The organism is Streptomyces sp. NPDC002463 (assembly GCF_042889835.1).
In the GTDB taxonomy this organism is placed as follows: domain Bacteria; phylum Actinomycetota; class Actinomycetes; order Streptomycetales; family Streptomycetaceae; genus Streptomyces; species Streptomyces nymphaeiformis.
This window is the reverse complement of the sequence record NZ_JBIARL010000039.1, coordinates 23920-42419: the sequence shown is the minus strand read 5'-3', so window position 1 is coordinate 42419 and position 18500 is coordinate 23920. Positions and strand designations below refer to the sequence as shown.

14 protein-coding genes and 4 pseudogenes are annotated in these 18500 nt (G+C 68.9%); 5 read left to right on the top strand and 13 right to left on the bottom strand.

The annotated features are described in order from the left end of the window. Positions 1–216: 216 nt before the first annotated feature. Positions 217–705: a hypothetical protein gene (locus ACFYX3_RS40615; protein WP_389024985.1), complete on the top strand. Its 489-nt coding sequence runs from the start codon at positions 217–219 to the stop codon at positions 703–705. Between the two features lie 42 nt (positions 706–747). On the opposite strand, the gene istB is transcribed toward ACFYX3_RS40615, so the two are convergent. Further along, positions 748–1518: an IS21-like element helper ATPase IstB gene (gene istB, locus ACFYX3_RS40610; protein WP_389024983.1), complete on the bottom strand. Its 771-nt coding sequence runs from the start codon at positions 1516–1518 to the stop codon at positions 748–750. Further along, positions 1515–2887: pseudogene (gene istA / locus ACFYX3_RS40605) on the bottom strand (IS21 family transposase). The gene istB and the pseudogene istA overlap by 4 nt, the downstream one beginning before the upstream one ends. A 164-nt stretch (positions 2888–3051) precedes the next feature. Here istA and ACFYX3_RS40600 point away from each other — a divergent pair. Beyond that, positions 3052–3719 (top strand): annotated as a pseudogene (locus ACFYX3_RS40600) (IS630 family transposase); the annotation flags it as partial. A 51-nt stretch (positions 3720–3770) separates the two neighbouring features. Here the strand turns inward: ACFYX3_RS40600 and ACFYX3_RS40595 are convergent. Further along, on the bottom strand, positions 3771–4148 hold the full coding sequence (locus ACFYX3_RS40595; RefSeq protein WP_389024981.1) for a nuclear transport factor 2 family protein: 378 nt from the start codon (positions 4146–4148) through the stop codon (positions 3771–3773). 572 nt (positions 4149–4720) lie between these two features. On the opposite strand from ACFYX3_RS40595, the gene ACFYX3_RS40590 reads away from it, so the two are divergent. Next, entirely contained in the window at positions 4721–5425 is a 705-nt protein-coding gene (locus tag ACFYX3_RS40590; protein WP_389024979.1) for a hypothetical protein, read from the top strand. 662 nt (positions 5426–6087) lie between these two features. Here ACFYX3_RS40590 and ACFYX3_RS40585 read toward each other — a convergent pair. The 8 genes from ACFYX3_RS40585 to ACFYX3_RS40550 all read right to left on the bottom strand — a co-directional run bounded on the left by ACFYX3_RS40585 (position 6088) and on the right by ACFYX3_RS40550 (position 15330). After that, the gene (locus tag ACFYX3_RS40585) at positions 6088–6879 is read right to left on the bottom strand and encodes a hypothetical protein (protein WP_389024977.1); all 792 of its coding nucleotides are present in this window, start codon (positions 6877–6879) and stop codon (positions 6088–6090) included. Positions 6880–7327: 448 nt separating this feature from the next. Next, positions 7328–8356 carry a LacI family DNA-binding transcriptional regulator gene (locus tag ACFYX3_RS40580; protein ID WP_389024975.1) on the bottom strand — a complete coding sequence of 343 codons (1029 nt, stop codon included), beginning with the start codon at positions 8354–8356 and terminating at the stop codon, positions 7328–7330. Between the two features lie 78 nt (positions 8357–8434). Next, positions 8435–10405, bottom strand: coding sequence for a glycoside hydrolase family 36 protein (locus ACFYX3_RS40575; protein ID WP_389024973.1), 1971 nt, complete (start codon positions 10403–10405; stop codon positions 8435–8437). 5 nt (positions 10406–10410) lie between these two features. Further along, the gene (locus ACFYX3_RS40570) at positions 10411–11226 is read right to left on the bottom strand and encodes a carbohydrate ABC transporter permease (RefSeq protein ID WP_389024971.1); all 816 of its coding nucleotides are present in this window, start codon (positions 11224–11226) and stop codon (positions 10411–10413) included. Continuing rightward, on the bottom strand, positions 11223–12323 hold the full coding sequence (locus ACFYX3_RS40565; RefSeq protein WP_389024969.1) for a carbohydrate ABC transporter permease: 1101 nt from the start codon (positions 12321–12323) through the stop codon (positions 11223–11225). The genes ACFYX3_RS40570 and ACFYX3_RS40565 overlap by 4 nt, the downstream gene beginning before the upstream one ends. 2 nt (positions 12324–12325) lie before the next feature. Continuing rightward, on the bottom strand, positions 12326–13660 hold the full coding sequence (locus tag ACFYX3_RS40560; protein WP_389024967.1) for an ABC transporter substrate-binding protein: 1335 nt from the start codon (positions 13658–13660) through the stop codon (positions 12326–12328). Continuing rightward, positions 13645–14985 carry an aminotransferase class V-fold PLP-dependent enzyme gene (locus ACFYX3_RS40555; RefSeq protein ID WP_389024965.1) on the bottom strand — a complete coding sequence of 447 codons (1341 nt, stop codon included), beginning with the start codon at positions 14983–14985 and terminating at the stop codon, positions 13645–13647. Before ACFYX3_RS40555 ends, ACFYX3_RS40560 begins: the two co-directional genes overlap by 16 nt. Before the next feature lie 144 nt (positions 14986–15129). Beyond that, positions 15130–15330, bottom strand: a complete 201-nt coding sequence (locus tag ACFYX3_RS40550) for a hypothetical protein (protein WP_389024963.1) — start codon at positions 15328–15330, stop codon at positions 15130–15132. 437 nt (positions 15331–15767) lie between these two features. On the opposite strand from ACFYX3_RS40550, the gene ACFYX3_RS40545 reads away from it, so the two are divergent. Beyond that, entirely contained in the window at positions 15768–16262 is a 495-nt protein-coding gene (locus ACFYX3_RS40545; RefSeq protein ID WP_389024961.1) for a DUF3237 domain-containing protein, read from the top strand. Here ACFYX3_RS40545 and ACFYX3_RS40540 read toward each other — a convergent pair. Then, positions 16247–17146 carry a transposase gene (locus ACFYX3_RS40540; protein ID WP_389024959.1) on the bottom strand — a complete coding sequence of 300 codons (900 nt, stop codon included), beginning with the start codon at positions 17144–17146 and terminating at the stop codon, positions 16247–16249. The two genes, ACFYX3_RS40545 and ACFYX3_RS40540, sit on opposite strands and share 16 nt — an antisense overlap. A gap of 148 nt (positions 17147–17294) precedes the next feature. Continuing rightward, positions 17295–17840, bottom strand: a pseudogene (locus tag ACFYX3_RS40535) (transposase); the annotation flags it as partial. Between the two features lie 231 nt (positions 17841–18071). Between ACFYX3_RS40535 and ACFYX3_RS40530 the strand changes: the two are divergent. Continuing rightward, positions 18072–18455, top strand: a pseudogene (locus ACFYX3_RS40530) (tyrosine-type recombinase/integrase); the annotation flags it as partial. Positions 18456–18500 lie beyond the last annotated feature (45 nt).

The window sequence follows — 18500 nt, the reverse complement described above, 5'->3', positions numbered from 1 at the left end:
TGGAGGAAGGGCACGAACTCGGCACAGGCGTTCTCCCAAAGCCGCACGATCGCCGGGTATTTCCGACCCCACTTGTCGGCGTACTCGTTGAAGTGCTCAGCCAGGTAAGGATGAACGTGCTCAGCTTGGTGATCGTCAGGATGCCGGCCGTGTGGTGGGAAAGGTCAGGGCGGTGGGCCCTTGTCGTTGGCGGCGGAGAGAACGCATGATCGACTCATGCGAGGCGCCTTCGACGATGTCCCATTGGCCACGCTCTTCCCCCGCCTGTCGCCTGCCGACGTGGAATCCCTGGAACAAGCCGCCCGTGCAGTCGATGCGGCTTGCACGGACGGAGACAAGGCTGAGTGGGAGTGGGCACTGGATCACGTGGCCTTCCCGGGCCCGCAGCCGTGGACGCCCGTCGTGCTCGGCCTGGATGTCATCGAGCATGCGGACGGGGGCGATCAGTTGGAGTTCCTGCTTCAAGTCGTGTGGACAGACTTCGGCCAGCTCGCGGTCGACGCGGCGGTGAACGTGGCCTGCTGGTGCGACACCGATCACGCCAGCCATGACGTCGACGCCCTCAGGCTTGTTGTCGGTGAGGAGACCTCACTGCCCCGTGCCTTCCAAGCAGGTGCTGAGCGTCTGATCGGATGGCTCACCGACCCTCGCGACGCGGATTTCTGGCGTGCCCGAGCGGCTCTGCCGCCCCGCCAGCCCGCCTAGGAAGCCGGCGGGATGACGACGGGTGACGGACAGTTGGTGTGATCAGGCCACGTTGGTGTCGCGTTCGATGGCGGCGAGCCGGTTCTTGAGTCGGTAGCTGGGGCCGTTGATGGAGACGACGTCGCAGTGGTGCAGGAGTCGATCGAGGATGACTGTGGCCAGGACTTCGCCACCGAACACCTGTCCCCATTCGCTGAAGGTCTTGTTCGAGGTCAGGATGATCGAGCCCTTTTCGTAACGCTTGAAGATCACCTGGAAGACCAGGTTCGCCTCAGCGCGTTCGAGGGGCTGGTAGCCGACTTCGTCGACGACAAGAACTCCGGGCCGCAGGTAGGTGCGGAGCTTGCTGTTGAGTCGGCCGGCGGCTTCGGCGGCCTTGAGCTGGCGGACCATGTCGTCGAGGGTCGTGAAGTAGACCGAGAATCCGGCCCGGCAGGCGGCGACCGAGAGAGCGACGGCGATGTGGGTCTTGCCGACCCCGGGCGGTCCCAGCAGGGCCGCGTTGGCCTTGGCCTCGACGAAGGCGAGGGTGGCGAGGTCTTTGATCTTCCGGGGATCGAGTTCTGGCTGGAATGCGAAGTCGTACTCGTCGAGCGTCTTGTGGTGCGGCAGTTTGGACAGCCGCAGGCCCTGGCGGAAGCGCCGGTCGTCACGAATGGCGAGTTCCTCGGCCAACACGAGGTCGAGGAAGTCGAGGTAGCCCATCTTGGCCTCGTCTGCCCTGCTGGCGTACTGCTTCAGGCTCTCGGCCAGGTGGGGCAGGCCGAGCTTGGCGGCTGTGGTGCGGATTCGGGTGCTGACCAGCTCGGTCAACTGGGCTCCTCCTGCGTGGGATAGGTGGTGAAGGGACGGGTTCCGGTCAGTTCGTCATAGACCGACAGTGATCTACAACCGACCTCGACGCGGACGGCCGCGGCCCGGTTCAGGAGAGCCATCAGCGAGCCGGCCGTCTCCTCGCTGAGTGCGCCCTGATGGCGGGGCTGCGGAGGGATGTCACCGGTGGTGGTCCGTCGGTTCCGGCCGTCTGGAAGACCGCCCCAGTGCTTCTCGTCGACGACGCAGGCTCCGCGGCCGCTGGCCCTTGGGTGGATAGCCAGCAGGGTGTCGCCGTTGGCGCCGGGGACAGTGGAATGCAGCGTGATCTGGGACTTCGTGGCCCTGACTTCCACCAGCTGGCGCGGGCGGACTTTGCGGGCCGGCACTGAGTAGAGGTTCGCGTCGAAGGCGACCAGACAGTCCTTGCCGACGTAGCGAAGGTGCCGTTGGGTGACCACATAGGGCGTCCCCGGAAGGGGTCGCAGGGCCATGTGGTCGCGGATCGCGCGGTGCCCGACCACTTCGCCGTGGGTGCCGTGGGACTTCGCCCGGCGCAACGGAACCCAGGCGTTGAAAGCGGAGTCCAACTCCTCGATGGAAGAGAAGGACCGTCCTGCCAGGACGTGGTCGCGGACGATCAGGACTTGCCGCTCGACCCGGCCTTTTCCGGTGGGCCGGTAGGCGGCCAGCACGTCGATGTCGAAGTCGTAGTGCCCGGCGAACCCGACCGCCTCCGGGTGCAGCGGAACAGCCTCGCCCGGCGCCACGTGGCGTCGGACGACGGTCTTGGTGCGGTCGTAGACGATCGACATCGGCACCCCGCCGAAGTGGGCGAACGCCTGCCGGTGGCAGTCGAAGAAGGTGGCCAGGTCCTGGCTGGTGGTGAAACAGCAGAACGGATCCCTCGAGTAGGACAAGGTCATGTGGAACGAGTAGACCTTCGGATGCCGACATGGGCGAGGATCTGCCCCTCGTCTCCCCAATCGACCTGGGCCTGAGCCCCAGGCACGACCTCGAACCTGCGGTGCAGACCGGCCAGCTCGCCCGGGCTGATGCCCAATTCCTCCGCGATCCGCGGCCGGGCCTCCTGCATGTAGAGCTTGACCCGCTGGTAGGTGCCGGTAAAGCCATACTCGGCCACCAGCCTCTCGTGAACCACGGCACCCTTGATCAGAATCTCGGACCGCAGCATCGCGTCGATCAGGGGCGCGACCTCGTCCACCTTCCGCCGACGGCCATGTCCCGGCGCAGCCCGACGAGGCGAGGCAACCGGGCCTTCAGAGGACAGATACTTCCGGACCGTGCGGCGGTTGAGTCCGGTCTCCTTCGCGATCTCCGACAGGCTCATCGCCCCGGACTCGAACAGCCCGTGGAAGCGTCAAAGCTCCATCCATCGTTGCGGGTCCAAAACCACGGTCAGCAGCCCTCCGCCACCCTTCACAGGCCGGCAGCAGACTGCCCACGATCAATCTCCAGTACGTCAGGAGGTGGGCACGTTCATCCGTACGCGCCTGGGCACGTTCACGTGTACGCCGACACCGTGAAGCCTTACGGTGCCTGCTCCGGCGCCGCGGCATCACCTTCCAGCGCACCAAGACATGGAAGGAATCACCCGACCATCATCGCGACGCCAAGCTCGACCGGATCGAGCAGGTTCTGGAACGCTTCCCGGACCGGGTCTTCGCCTTCGACAAGTTCGGGCCCCTGGGGATCCGACCCACCGCAGGCTCCTGCTGGGCAAAACGGGGCAAGCCCAGCCGGCTGCCGGCGACCTACCGCCGCACCCACGGCGTCACCTACTTCCACGGCTGCTACTCCATGGGCGACGACCGCCTGTGGGGCGTCAACCGCCGCCGCAAGGACACCGTCAACACCCTGGCCGCACTGAAGTCGATCCGTGCCGCCCGACCCGACGGCGCCCCGATCTACATCATCCTGGACAACCTCCCCGCCCACACCGGCGCCGACAGCCGACACTGGGCGAAGAAGAACAAGGTCGATCTGTGCTTCACCCCGACCTACGCATCCTGGGCCAACCCGATCGAGGCCCACTTCGGCCCGCTGCGGCAGTTCACCCTGGCCAACTCCCACCACCGCAGCCACCCCACGCACTGCACTGCTACCTGCGTCGGCGCAAAGCCAGCGCCCGCCACCCCGACGTCCTTGCCGCCCAACGCAAGGAACGCGCCCGCATCCGCGGAGCGCCGAAAGGGGCAAGTTCACGAGAAGGACAGCGACAGAAGGACGACTCAGGAGGCGGACGGCTCGATCTCCCCCGCAAAGACGATGACCTGGTCGATGAGGCTCCGCCGCAGATGGACGACGTCCGTTCCCGCCAGGCGGGGGCCTCCATCCGGCGTGGTGAAGACCCACTGGTACCGGGCCCATTCGTCAGGCATGTCCACCGCTGAACAGCGCACCATCGTGCCGGTCCCCGCCGGGTGGCGCCGGATGTCCAGCACGAACCGCTCGACCGCCGCGATTCCTTCGCTGCGACCCAACGGCCCCCAGAAGACCACGTCTGAGGTCAGCGCCTGGGAGAGCAGGGAAGTCACATAGCTGTCGTCCGAGGCGTTGAACGCGGAGATGAACGTGTCGATCGCGGAGCGTGCCGTCTCTTCCTGCATGCACCAGTAATACCAGTCGCCTCGCGGACCGCGCTCGTCCCGCGAGCCGCCTTCCGATCACGGTAGACCATCCCGGTCACAGCACCAGGTATTACGGCGTAATACGAGGTCCATCCCCGCACGAACGGGGAGCAGACTCCGTGACCTGCAGTTCTATCCCACGAACAGCACCATCTGAACCACTTTCCCCGAAACCGGCAAACCGGATACCCCTCCCCTGCACCGAACCAACCCCTCCGGCACGGGAACCCGGGCCATCGCCGACCTCGTCTCCGACCGCAACACCACCGCCTGACAAAACCACCAGCTCAGGACCGCGCATCCCCAACGCAATCACGCACCAGCTCGTAAGCGGCATCGCACTGGCGCGCGTATAGACCCTAAAATCCCAGGCCGCTTCCTCCTTGGGCTGCGTGGAGGCTGAGATGGGCTCTGTGACCGTTTCGAGGCCGAAACACGACGGCACCACCACCGATCCGCCCTACGCTCATACGCCCCAACCACCACGGAAAATTGGAGGATCGTTGGCCTCGCCGCCCCCGCCGTCCCCGCCGCCATCGCGGCTGCAGCGAGTGCGCACCTGGTACTCCGGCTTGAGCCAGGGAAGCAGGATCTCGTTCTGGGGTATCGCCATCGCCGCCGTGATCGGCGTCATCGGCATCATCGTGCCGGTCGTGATCAGTGCCGAAGGCAAGCCAGATGCCAAGTCTCCCTCTGTTCCGTCCACACTTCCGGGAACGGTCGCGCCGGACAACGACGGCACGCCGACCGCCACCAGCAAGGCGCCCGAACCGAGCAAGTCCCATTCACAGGAGCAGCAGGCGGCGTACAAGGAGGTGTACTCCGAGCGCCTTCTCAAGCTCCGCACACCGCGATCCAACGAATGCTGGAACTCGTTCATCGACTTCGACAAGGGGCAAGTGGCGTCCAATCGCAGCCGTGTGTCTGTTCCCAAGGAGGCCGACCTCGCTCTGAACAGGTGCGCTGGTTTCGGCCTCGGGGTACAAGTGGCCGCTGCAGGTACATCGAGCACTTCTACCCCTTCAGCAGAGCAGTGTCTTGAGGCTGCCAAGCAGGGCGGGATCCAAACTGTCGAAGGCTACGACCTGCTCAGAGATGAAGACCCGATCAAGCGCGGCACCGTGCTGTGCCTGGAGACCGCAGAAGGCAAGGTCGTTCGGGCTATCACTGAGGAAGTGCGCTGGACCAAGCTGGACGGACTCTCGGTCGAATGGGGTGTCGACTACACATTCAGGGCGACTGCTTGGGAGCTGTAGGGCCACCCTGGTGTGTGAAAGCTGCATGCGCCATCGGAGCCGTCGACGTCCCGCTCTGCTGAACCGCCACCGTTGAAGTGCTCATCGACGCGCACTCCGGAGTCAACCTGGATGGAGCTCCATCCGGTTGAAAGGGGCCGGCGCTCGCCACCCTGCGCTCGAAGCGAAAGCCGGAGGCAGCGCCGGTGTAGGGGGGGGCGGGCAGGCGAAGGGGGTGGCTACCCGGGGAGATCCGGGTGGCCCCCTTGTTGTGCCGGGCGGATCAGCCTAGGTGAAGGATGATGCCGATCGGGTCGTTCCGTGGCCGCGGGATGTCGCTCCGGGCATACTGGCGGCTGGTGCGTGCCAGCTCAGTCCCTGACTGGTTCGACACGAATGGGATCAGATCCGCCCAGGTAGAACATGCACACCGCGTATTCCATGCCCACGTCCATCCTTTCCGGGGACACGACGTAGAGTCCTGCGGTGGGTGCGGGAATAGTCCTCGCACGCCAGGCTCTGGGCGAGCTTGGTGGGACCATCCCCGCAGGCGCAGGGAGTAAGTCGGCGTCTTCGACTACTGCTCGAAGAACGCGGGGCCATCCTCTCGCGCCCCGCGCAGGCGGGGAGCAGGCTCGATGACCTGCAGTTCTACCGCACGCCCACTCCCACCTGAACCACTTTCACCGAAACTGGCAAACCAGACACCCTTCCCCCGCACGAGCGGGGCAGAGGGTTCTGCGAGAGCATCGGGGCCCCACGGCCTGGTTCAGGCCCTCCACGGTGCGTTTGAGGTGAGGGGTGTAGACGGGCAGGTCCTCGACTGTCACGTCCAGGACAGTGAACGCAGCACTCACCGTCTGGGACAGGAAGTCCTTGCCGCGGTCCACCCGTACCCTCTCCGGCAGACCGCCGAAGGGGCCGTAAGGCTCCTCGCGCACCACGGGGGAACGCAAGTCGGCCAGCACCGACTCCCGCAACGGATGGACCGGGGTGACCGCCACACCGGTGATCGCGTTCGTCGCGCAGTCGGTGAACCACGTGATCCACGGCCTGCGGGCCCGGCCCTCGACATCGACCAGCACCGGCGCCTGCATGTGGTCGGTCTCCCACACCTGATTCCGCCAGGGACTCGGCCGGGCAAGAAACACATCATGCTTACGCGCCGCCCGCTCCCCACCCGCGAGCCCCGCCCGCTCCCCCGGCGACAGATCACGACCGATCGCCCGATGCAGCGTCGGAATCGACGGTGGCGGCTCCCCCTCACCCCTGGCCGCGCGAGCGGCCAACTCACGGTGGACAGCAGCAACGTTCCCCTTCCACAACGCGAGCAGAGCCCGGACCTCGTCAGTGACAGTGAACCGCCCGTGCCACGCAGCCCGTCCCCCCGGCGCCGCAGCCGCGGCCTCATCCCGCTCAGTGGCAGCCAGCCACCACCACACCGCTTGCTCCCGCACCCCCAACACGTCCACCACCGACCGCACCCTCGCAGTGGTGAGCTTCCCCTCCCGCCGCAAAGCCAGCAGACGGCACACCGTCACAGCGCGCAACGCTCGAACAGCCACAGCCGGCAAGACCCCACTCGCATCACCACCCGCCCGTTCTGGGGCCGGGCACTGCTCTGTCTGATCCACACCCCGAGCACAGCAACACCCACCGGCCAGCGGATCAGAACTCACGAAACTGAGACAGCGTCACCCCCCCATGCAATAACACCCCCGGAACAGCGACACCCCACGGAAACTCACCCCTTGGAACAGCGACACCCCACCCCAAGAACCGATACTGACCAGCACCCGCACACAAACCGCCACCGTCTCTCAGACCACTGTCGCCAAACCGAGAGATCGCAGCCCGAGGCCGAGCCCCGGGCCAGGCTGTCACATCACGGACTTACGCGATCTTTCAGACATGCTTGCTTCGCTACCTGCTCGGCGTGCTGTCCCGCATGACCGTCTCCGCCGGGAGCAGGAGTCCGGTCGTCGGTGTGGGGGTGGTGCCCTCGACCACGGTGATCAGGCGGTCGACGAGCGCGTGCGCGATCGTGGCCAGGGGCAGCCGGACGCTGGTGAGAGTGGGCTGGAGCAGGGTGCACAGGGGCATGTCGTTGAAGCCGGTGACGGCGACGTCGGTGCCCACGGTGAGTCCGGCCACTCGGACGGCCTGATACGCGGTCAGGGCGAGCCAGTCGCTCGCGCAGACCAGGGCCGTCGGGCGGGCGGGGCCGACCAGCAGCCGCTGGATCGCCTGGGAGAGCGCAGCCGGGTCGTCTTCGGGGACGCTGACCTCGAAGGCTCCGTCGGGGGCGGCCGCCGCGGCCTGGAGCAGGCCGGCCCTGCGGTCGGCGAGCCAGGGCAGGGACGCTGCGGAGTTGACGTAACAGATCCGACGGTGCCCCTGGCCGAGCAGCGTGTGGACCAGCTGGGCGGTGGCCGCGGCGGAGTCGATGTCGACCCAGTTCTGCGGGCGCCCGGGTGCCGTACGGCCGAAGGCGACGAACGGGAACCCCGCCTCGGTGAGCACGTCGACCCGGGGGTCGTCGTGGACGACGTCGGAGAGGACGAAGCCGTCGATCTGGCGGGCGGCGATCAGTCCGTTGAAGGACTTGGCGACCGCCCCGGAGCCCTGCTGGGGGTCGCAGCGGAACAGCAGGACACGGTGGCCCACGGCGTCGGCGGCGCTGACGAGCGCCTGGAGGAAGCCGCCCATCAGGGGGTTCGGGTCGGCGGGGTTGTCGGCGGGTGCGGGATAGCCGATGACCTTGCGGGTGCCGGTGCGCAGGCTGCGAGCGGACTGGTCCGGCTGGTAGCCGAGCTCCTCGATGGCGGCGGTGACCCTGGCGAGCGTGGTCGCGCGCAGCCGGTGGGGGGCGTTGAGGGCGTTCGAGACGGTCTGGCGGGAAACTCCCGCCGCCCGTGCGACGTCCTCGATGGTCACCTGTTGAGCGGTCATCGTTCCTCTGTGGCTGTGGCTGTGGGCGGTGGGTTGGGGCGGTGTACGGCCGCCCCGACCCACCGTCCGTCGTCCCGTTCAGTCCTCGCGGGTCAGGGTGAGCAGGCCGCCCGTCGGCACGTGCACCGGGTTCACGCCGGCGACGAGGTCGAGGACGGTCTCGGACAGGATCTCACCACGGCAGTCCTGGACGAGGGCGAGGGCCCGTTCGGGCTCGGTGACGCCGATCAGGACGACGGCGTCGCTGTCCGCGTTGGCCACGAGGACGGTCTGCGGGGTGGTCAGCGGCTGTCGGGGCGGCAGGGTGACCGGCAGCGGTGCGTAGCGCGCGATCACCGTCGTACGGGCGTCGTGGGCGCGGACCAGCGGGTAGCCGAGGTCGGGGCGCTCGGGTTCCAGGGCGCCTTGCTGGAGGACGTCGGCGTGGCGGCGGAAGACGTCCAGCCAGAAGCGTAGGGTCGACAGCTGGTCCTCGGTCTGGGCGCCGAGGTCCACGGAGATCTGGGGGACCGAGAACAGGGCGTTGACGAGGTGGACGGCCACTGCTTCCGGTGTCTCGGCGGAGTGCCACATGATCATGTCGGCGTGGACGGCGAGCGGGCCCGCGGTGAGGCGGCAGTCGACGGTGCGCTGGCGGTTCTCCGCGGGGCTGAGCGGGCAGTCGGTGGCGCGGACCATGGTGGCGTACGGCCAGAGGCCGGGGCTGACGTACGGCTGGCGGTGCTCGATGATCACGTCGGGCCGGGTACGGCGCAGCCGGGCGTCAAGGTCGGCGACGAGCCGCCGTACGCCGTCGTGGACCTCGGCGTGGTCGGTGCCGGCCGGTGCGGGCGGGGGGTCGGTGACGGCGAAGCGGTCGACGAAGTCGATCTTCACGCCGTCCATCCCCCACTCCTCGACGGCGCGGGAGACCTTGTCGATCAGGTAGGCGCGCACCTCCGGGTGGCGAGGGTCGAGCACGGCCGCGTCCAGGTGGGGCTCCTCCCGCAGGATCAGGCCCTTGAAGCGGTCCCAGGCCTCGTTGTGACGGCCGATGAACGGCAGCGCGTACCAGAGGAGGTAGGAGAGGCCGAGGCGGTGGACCTCGGCAACGTGGGCGGCGAGGTCGGGGAAGGCCTTCGGGTTGGGATCCCAGTCGCCGCAGTGGCCGTAGCCGCGCGTACGGTCGGAGGTCTGCCAGCCGTCGTCGACGATGATGCTCTCGCAGCCGATGGCCGCGGCCAGGGCCGCCTGGCGTTCGACGGTGGCGGTGTCGACGTTCTGGTGGAGGCTGTACCAGGTGGAATAGGCGGGCATCCGTGCGACGGGGGCGATGCCGGGGTGGTCCGCGGCCCCCTCGGCCCACCAGTCGGCGACAGCCCGGACGGTGGTGGCGAAGTGCCGGCCGGTGAGATCGATCCGTACGCGCAACGGCGGCCCGGCAGGGGTGATTTCCTGCTCGACGGTGAAGGCGAACTCGCCGCTCTCCTCCACCACGCCGGCGCCGACGCGCACGGGCGCGGCCGTCTCGCCCGCCGCGGCGGTGCACAGGGCGCGGTCGTCGGTGCCGACGAGGCTGGCGACGGGGGCACCCAGGGCGAGGGAGACCGTTCGCGGGGCGATCCAGGAGGGCGGGAGCCAGCGGCTGGCGTTGGTGTCGGGGGTCCAGTAGGCGGTGGCTCCGACGCAGGGGACGCGCCATTCCGCGCGGACGGTGACCGCCTCCGCCGCCCGGACCTCGATCAGGGCCACGCCGTCGGTGACCTGGGTGACGGTCGACTGCCACTGGTCGCTGCCGAGGGCGGTGAGGTGGACGGTGAGCGGGGTGCCGGTGGAATGGAGTAGGGGGGTGGGGAGGGGGCGGTGGACGACGGTTGGAGGGGCGGCGGGGGTGGCGGGAGTGTCAGTGGTGGCCGAGCTGCTTCCGGAGTTGGGGCGCCAGGCGGGGACGGGCTGCTCGGTGGGCGTGTGCGGGGCGCGCGTGTCCGAGGCGATGGCGGCGGGCGCGTTCGGGGCGGTGGCGTCCGGGGTGGTGGCGTCAGGTCCGGTCGGGTCCGGTGCGGTGGTCACGAGAGTCACTCCTTGGTCGCCCCGGCCAGGAGGCCGGAGATGAACTGGCGTTGCAGGACGAGGAAGAGGCCCATCACGGGGAGGGCGGCGATGGCGCTGGCCAGCAGGAGCTGCGCGTAGTTCGTGGTCGAGAGGCCCTGGAGGGTAGCCGTGGCCACCGGGAGCGTGTACATCTCCGGGCTGCGCAGCGCGATCAGCGGCCAGACGAACTGGTTCCAGCCGCCGAGGAAGACGAACAGGGCCAGGGCAGCGATGATCGGGCGGTTGACCGGGACGACGATCCGCCACAGCACCCGCAGTTCGCCGGCGCCGTCGACGCGGGCGGCGTCGAGGAGTTCGTCGGGCATGGAGCGCAGTGCCTGCCGCATCAGGAAGATGCCGAACGGGGTGACGAGACCGGGCAGGATGATGGACTGGTAGGTGTCGATCAGGCCCAGTTCCATCATCATCTGGAAGATCGGGATGAGCATCACCGTGTCGGGGATGACCAGGGTGCTGAGCAGCAGGACGAAGAACAGGTTGCGCCCGCGGAAGTCGAACTTGGCGAAGGCGTAGCCGGCGAGGACCGAGACGACGACGGCCCCGACGGTCTGGACGCCGGCCACCACGAAGGTGTTGAGCAGGACGCGGGCGAGACCGACGGACTCCTGGAGCCCCTGGAGGTTGTCGAGGAGGTGGCCGCCCGGCACCAGCTTCGGCGGCCAGGAGAACACGTCCTTGTCGTCCTGGGTGGCGGCGATCGCGAGCCAGTAGAACGGGCCGACGCAGAGCCCGAAGGCGCCCGCGAGCAGAACGGTGAGGAGGGGGCCGCGCATCTTCATCGGCGCTCTCCCATCAGGCGGACCTGCAGGATCCCGAGGACGGAGACGATCAGCGCGAGTGCGTAGGCGAGGGCCGAGGCGTAGCCGAAGTCGAAGTACTTGAAGCCGTTGTTGTAGAGGTACATGGTGACCGTGAGGGTGGAGTTGTCGGGGCCGCCGCCGGTCAGGACGTACGGCTCGTCGAAGAGCTGCAGGGTGCCGATCGTGGAGAGCACGACGGTGAGGAGCAGGATCGGCCGCATCTGGGGCAGCGTGATGGCGAAGAAGCGGCGGACGGGGCCCGCGCCGTCGACCATGGCCGCTTCGTACAACTCCTTGGGGATTCCCTGGAGTGCGGCGAGGTACATCACCGCGTTGTAGCCGGTGTAGTGCCAGGTGATGACGAGGACGACGCCGACGCGGGCCCAGAAGGGGGTGCCGAGCCAGTTCACCGGGTCGACGCCGACGAGCGAGAGCACCCAGTTCATGAGGCCGGCGTCGCGGTTGAGGATCACGGAGAACATCACGCCCGCCGCGACCAGGCCGGTCAGGGACGGGACGAAGACGCCGAGCCGCCAGAGGGGCCGCAACCACACCTTGGTGGAGTTGAGGCCGAGCGCGACGAGCAGGGCGAGGCCCAGCATCAGCGGCACCTGGACGACCAGGATGAGCGCCGTGTTCTGGAGCGCGGTCCAGAACAGCGGATCGGCCACGAGCCGGCGGTAGTTGGCGAGTCCGGAGAACTGGGTGGCATCGCCGTTGCCGGTGGTGAGGCTGATCCAGAACGACGCGGCGATGGGGTACGCCTTGAAGACGGCGAAGCCCAGGACGGCGGGCATGATCAGGAGGTACGGGAAGGATCTCCGGGTCAGTAGTCCGCGGCGGGCGGGGCCGGCGCTCGGGCGGCGGGCGGGGTAGGCGGCCGCTTCGCTCCTGGGCGTCGCCTCTTTACGGGAAGCCGCGCTGGTACGGGAAGGCGCCCCGTCGCGGGAGGTCGCGCTGTCGCGGGCGGCGTCGTCACGAACGCTTGCGGGACCCGAGGGGCCGGTGCCGGCACCGGCCCCTCCGGTGGCCGCGGCCTCGCTGTCGGGAGCTCGGTCGGGAGGTGCGAGGGACATGGTCAGGCCGCCTGCTGCCGGCCGGTCTGCTGGGCGAGCTGCTTCGCCGCGGCCTTCAGCGCCTCGGCGGGGTCGGCACCCTTGACGAGGACCTGGCTCTGGGCATCGCTCGCGAGCTTCAGGGCACGGCTGTAGTCGCCGGTGAAGTTGGTCGCGTCCGACCCGGAGGCGAGCGAGTCGACGAAGGAACGCAGCACCTTCTGGCCGCCGTAGAAGGGGTTCGGCGCACTGAACTTCGGGTCCTCGTAAGCCGCCTTGAGGGCGGGGAAGACGCCGCCGGAGGCGAACATGCGGTTGATCTCGGCCGGCTTGGTGAGGGCGTACTCGATGAAGCGCCAGGCGGCCTTGCGCCGCGGGCTCGTCGCGGAGACGGTCAGGTAGGTCGAGTTCACGATGGCGCTGCGCTTGCCGCCGGGCACGGCGGCGGGCGGCTGCATGACACGCCACTTCCCGCTCTGCGCCGGGAACTTGGTGGCCATGTACTCGATGGCCCAGGCCGGGTACGGGGCGGTGGCGAGCTTCCCCTGGCTGAGCAGGCGCTTACCGGTGCCCGTGCCGGCGGTGTCGGCCATGAGTCCGGCGTCGTTGATCCGCTTGATGACGGTGAGGGCCTGGATCGCCTCCGGGGAGGCGAGCGTGACCTTGCCCTCGTGGTCGAAGTAGAAGGCGCCCTGGAGCTGCATCAGATTCTGGAAGAAGTCCATGTCCTGGGTGGTGCCGGGCTTGTCGAGGCCGATCAGCTGCGCGCCGGTGGCGGCTCGGATCTTCGGTCCTGCGGCGATCAGGTCGTCCCAGCTGGTGATCGAGGCGGGGTCGACGTCGGCCTTCTCGAAGTAGTCGCTCCGGTAGAAGAGCCCGAGGGGGTTGACCTCCCAGGGCAGGGCGTGGACCGCTCTGTCCTTGCCTATGACGGTCGGCCACAGGCCCTCGACGAAGGCGTCCTTGTGCTTGTCGGCGCCGAGCCTCGACAGGTCGGCGAGGCCCTGGGGGAACTTCTCCATGTAGCCGGGCAGGTAGTCGACGCCGATGTGGAGGACGTCGCCGAGACCCTTCCCGCCCGCGGCGAGACCGACGGTGATCTTGTCCCAGATGGCGGGGTTGCCGAGATCCTGGACGTCGACCTCGATGCCGGGGTTGTCGCGCTCGAAGGACGGGACGACTCCGCGCAGGGCCTCGGCCGCGGTGGTCCAGCTCCAGACCGTGATGGGACCGCTGTCGCCGTCGGCACCTGCGGAGCCGGCGCCCGAATCGCCGCCTCCGCAGGCGGTCAGGCCGAGCCCGGCGGCGGAGGCGGTGGCGAGGTGGAGGATCTGGCGGCGGCTCAGGTGGTGGGACATGTCGGCTCCTGGCTACGGGGGGTGTGGGCGTGGGTGTCGGGGTTGATGGCTCTGCTTGTGCTGCTGGTACTGCTTGTGCTGCTGGTACTGCTGGTGCTCGTTGTGCTGGTCCGGAAGTGGCTCGTGCGCCGGGTGAGCGCGTGCAGGGCTTCGGCGAAGAGGTCCACTGCGGCGGGCGGGGTGGAGACGTGCGGCGAGAGCCGGATCCACTCGCCGCGGCGCGTGGTGATCACGCCGGCCGCTTCCAGGACCTGGTGGACGGCGAGGGGGTCGTGACCGGGGAGCCGGAAGGTGCCGATGCCGGCACGGTCCCGCTCCCCCAGTCCGTCCAGCAGGACCTCGGCACCCGCCCGCCGCGCGCGGTCGAGCAACTCGGCGAGGGTGGCCCGGATGCGGGTGCCGGCCGCAGCGGGGCCGCCCCGTTCGAGCAGACCGTCGACGGCGGCGCCAATGGCCGCCGCGGCCGGGAAGTCCGGGTTGGTGGCGAGGTGCGCTGCCGCGCCCGACAGTGGCGGTGCCGGGTGCCGCGCCGCGAAGGGGTCCGTGACGCCGGCCCAGCCGCCGAGGCCTGGCCCCAGTCGCTCGGCGCACCGGTCGCGGATCAGCAGGAACGCGGCGCCCCAGCCGGCTCGTAGCCACTTCTGGCCTCCGCTGACGAGGATGTCGGCGGCGTCCACGTCGAGAGGGACGGCCCCAAGACCCTGGATCGCGTCGACGACCAGCAGCCGCTCCGGCCCGAGGATCTCCTTGAGGGCAGCGAGCGGCGCCACATGACCGGTGAGCGAGTCGACTGCGCTGACGGTGAGTGCGGTGACGTCGGGGGTGAGGTGCCGGCGCAGCAGGTCGGGCGAGATGTGCCGCGGCCCGTCCGGCTCGACGAGACGCACGTCGGGGCCGCCCCGGCCGGCGAAGCGGATCCAGGGGTAGACGTTGGCGGGGAACTCGTCCCGGGGCACGAGCACGGTGCCGGGCCCGCGCAGCGCGGCGGCCGCGGTGAACAGGCCGTTGCTGGTGGACGGGGCGAGCGCGATCTCGTGTGGCCTGGCATCGAGGAGCCGGGCCGCCGAGACGCGGGCGGCGTCGCTGCGGGCGAAGAGCCGGTCGAGGTCGGCGGGCCCGGAACGACCGGCCAGCGCGGTCGCGTTGGCGAGCGCGGTGGTCGCCTCCGGGGCGAGCGGACCGACGCGGGCGTAGTCGAGGTAGCCGACGGTCGGACCGCCACCCAGGGCTGCACCGGGGGCCGTTTCGGAGGCCGGTCCCGGGGCCGGTCCGGGGGCGGCCCGCCTGCTGGTCTCCGGCGCCCGCATACGAATTTGATCGTTCAAAATGCATCCCTCAAATAGCCAGGGGCCTGGGTTCCCTGGGATTTGAAGGTTCACAGTAGAGACGAGAAGACGCCCCGACAAGAGGTCGGACGATGTCGACACGAACAGGAAGCCGGGTGGCACCCAGGAGATGACGGACCGTCTCTACGCCGTCCGATCACCGAGGGTGCCTCCGACGCAGGCACCGGCGGCCAGCTGGGCATAGGTGTCACCGCACCGCAGGTGAGTCACCCGCGGCAGCAGCTCCCCGCCCTCGCCCACACGCACGATCACCGCGACCGAGAGCGAGTTCCGCACCGAAGCGACGGCGCCGACCTGGACAGCGATTCCGGCCGTGACGGTCACACGGTCCTCGGCACACGCGGGGAGCAGCCATGGCAAGCACGTTGGTAAGCAAGCCACAGGCATGATCAGCACGTCAGGAACGCTCACCGCAACTCCCACAGCCACCGGTACCAACCCATCCCCGCAAAAGCGGGGAGCAGGGCCCTGGTGCAGGGGTCGGTCAGCCGGGACCCTCCCCGCGCGGGCTGGAAACAGAGTCCGCGATGGTAGTCCGTGGCCAGCAGGAGGGGGCCATCCCTGCGGGTGCGGGGAGCAGTGCACCAGGAACTCCACGACGATCGCTGATCGGTCCGTCCTCTCGGGGGTGCCCCCGCAGCCGCACGAACCACACAGCACACCCATCAGCTGCACTACGTCAACGCTGTTGACCGGGCTGGGTATGGCTTGTCTAGGATCCGCCGTACCGACCCGCCAGCCCCGCAGCCTTACGGAGTGCCGTGATCGCCCCAGAGTCGCATCCCGCCGTCGGACCGGGTTTCGCCCCCGCCCTCGACTTCGCCTTCGAGGTCCGCGTCTTCCTCGCTCCCTCCCTGCACATCGGGCACGGTGCCGGCGAAATCACCGAGTACATTCCCATCACCGGCGGCACCGTCGACGGCCCCCGCCTGCGCGGCACTGTCCTGGCCGGCGGTGGCGACTGGTGCGACAGACGCCGCGGGGTCTACCAGCTCGATGCCCGATATCTCCTTCAAGCCGATGACGGCGCGGTCATCGACATCACCAACCGCGGTTACTACCACGAGGACGACCCCACCGCCCCCGCCCAGTATGACGGCGCCCTGCAGGTGTCCGAGACAGGCGTGTACTACCGAACCTCCCCCGTCTTCCGCACCGACGCCCCCGCCCACCTCTGGCTCGCCCGCACCGTCTTCATCGGCCTCGCCCGCGGCGACGACTCCGAAGTCGCCATCCGCTTCTACTCCGTGACCTGACCACCGCCGCGGCCAGCCGCAAAGGAACGCCTCCCGGACACGCCCAGCTGGAACAGCCGACGAACCCACTGAGCGAGCGACGACGCTCGCGCATCTGGACGGGGCCAGGAAGAACACCCAGGCGGGGGACTGTCAATCGAGCGGCTCTTCCAAGATTTTCGTAGGCGTTGATCGTCCGTGACCGTGCGTCGGTTGAGCAGGATGATGTGACGCAGGAGGCGGTGGCTGGGGCGGCCGTACATCAGGCGCTTGAGGAGCTTGGTCTTGGTGTGGGTGCCCTCGGTGCGGCCGTTGTGGTGGGGCAGGGTGAGGGAGGCGTCGACGGCGGCGCGGTCGCGCTCCAGACCGTTCGCGAAGGAGTGGAGAAAGGGCAGGTCAGCGCTGCGGGTCCGGGTGATCCAGGCCGTCAGCTTCTCGGCGTTGCCCTCGCGTGGGATGAGCAGGTCGGCAAAGGCATGGATCCGGCCGGCCAGCACGGCCATCTCGGGGCAGGCGTGGGCGAGCTGGTCGCGCGGAGTGTGCCGGTCCTCGTCGAGGTGGTCGGGGTGGCGGGTGAGCAGGCCGGTGACCTTGCGGGGTGAAAGGGCAGCATGGTCGGCCTCGACGCGGCCCTGGTTGATGTAACGGACCAGGAGGTTGGCGCTGCCGGTGTAGCCCTGCTCGCGGATCTCCGACAGCAGGTGGGTGACGGGGACAGCCGGGTCTTCGGCTCGTCGTTTGCGCAGGTGGTCGCGGTAGGGATCGACGAGGCAGGCCCGGTAGACGGGGGGCGCGGACCATGCGGTCCGGCTCGCTGTGGCGGGCGTAGCGTTTGACCGTGTTGAGGGAGACGCCCAGATGCCGGGCGCATGCGAGCAGGCCGACGCCCTGGTCGAGGAGGTCATGGACCTGTTGCCACCGTTCCCGGGTGGTGGCGCGGTTGCCCTCGCGCAGGGGCGGGCCGAACTTGCTCCAGCACGAGGCGTGCGCGCCGATCTCTTTCAGGGCTGTTTCGGCCAGGCCGTGCCAGAGGTGCCAGCGGTCGCCGACCTGCACGATCGTCGGGTCGGCGTCGGTGGTGGCCTGAACGAAGGCGCCCGAGCCGTCGCGGCACACTACGCGGACGCCGGGATGCTCGCGCAGCCAGGTGGTCACGATGGCCGCCTTCCGGTCGGGCAGCACGTCGACGCGCTGCCCGCTGTCAGCATCGATGATGATCATTGCGTAGCGGTGCCCCTTGAGCAGGGCGAATTCGTCGATCCCGACCACCACGGGCGGCGGCCGGTCCCGCAGCGCGATGCGCATCAGACAGTTCAGCACCGTCGCCCAGGACAGCATCTGGTGCAGCACCGCCAGCAGCCGGGCCCCGGCCGAACCCGCCAGCGCCACCGCGACCGCCTCGACGATCCGCCGCAGAGCCGGGGTCCGGCGCTGATAACGCTCCGTCAGCCCGTCGACCTGCTCGACGAACGTCGTTCTTGGGCAGGCGGGGTTCTCGCAGTACAGCCGCCGTACCGACAGATCGATTACCACCGGCCGTCCGCTGACCGTCCCGTCCGCGACATGCCGCAGATACCGCGAGTGCGTCCAGTCCGACATTTGCCCGCACCCCGGGCAGCGCTGGGACACGTCATCCCTGGTGAACGCGGTGATTCTCAACATCACCAGGCCGGCATCCACACGCTCGATCCGTAACCCCACGAGCGGGGGCAGCAGTTCCTCAACAGCGACATCACACGCCAGCAGCCTGGCAGCAGCAGCCCCTCCTCGTGGCAGATCACCGGAACGATCAACGCCTACGAAAATCTTGGGAGAGCCAAACGATTTACAGTCCCCGTCATCGAGGAGATCCGCCCGCTCGTCGCCCAGCGCGTCCTCGCCGCCGGCCCGGACCCCGACGCCCGCCTGTTCACCGGACCGCGCGGCGGCCGCATCTCCACCGCCGTGCTGCGCGACGCCATCCACTGGGACACCATCGTCACCAAGCTCGGCTACGAACACCTGCGCCGCCACGACCTGCGCCATACCGGGCTCACCTGATTCGCCGACGTCGGCGTCCAGGTGCAGGTCCTACGCGAGATCGCCGGACACGGCTCACTGACCACCACCCAGCGGTACCTGCACCCCGACGTGCACAAGATCACCGCCGCCGGCGCTGCCCTCTCGGCGCACCTCAGCGTCCTCCGCGCCCCGCGGATCGTCGTCGTCCGCTGACGGTCAAGGCGGGCTGGTCCCCGAATGGTCCCCACCGACCCGGCT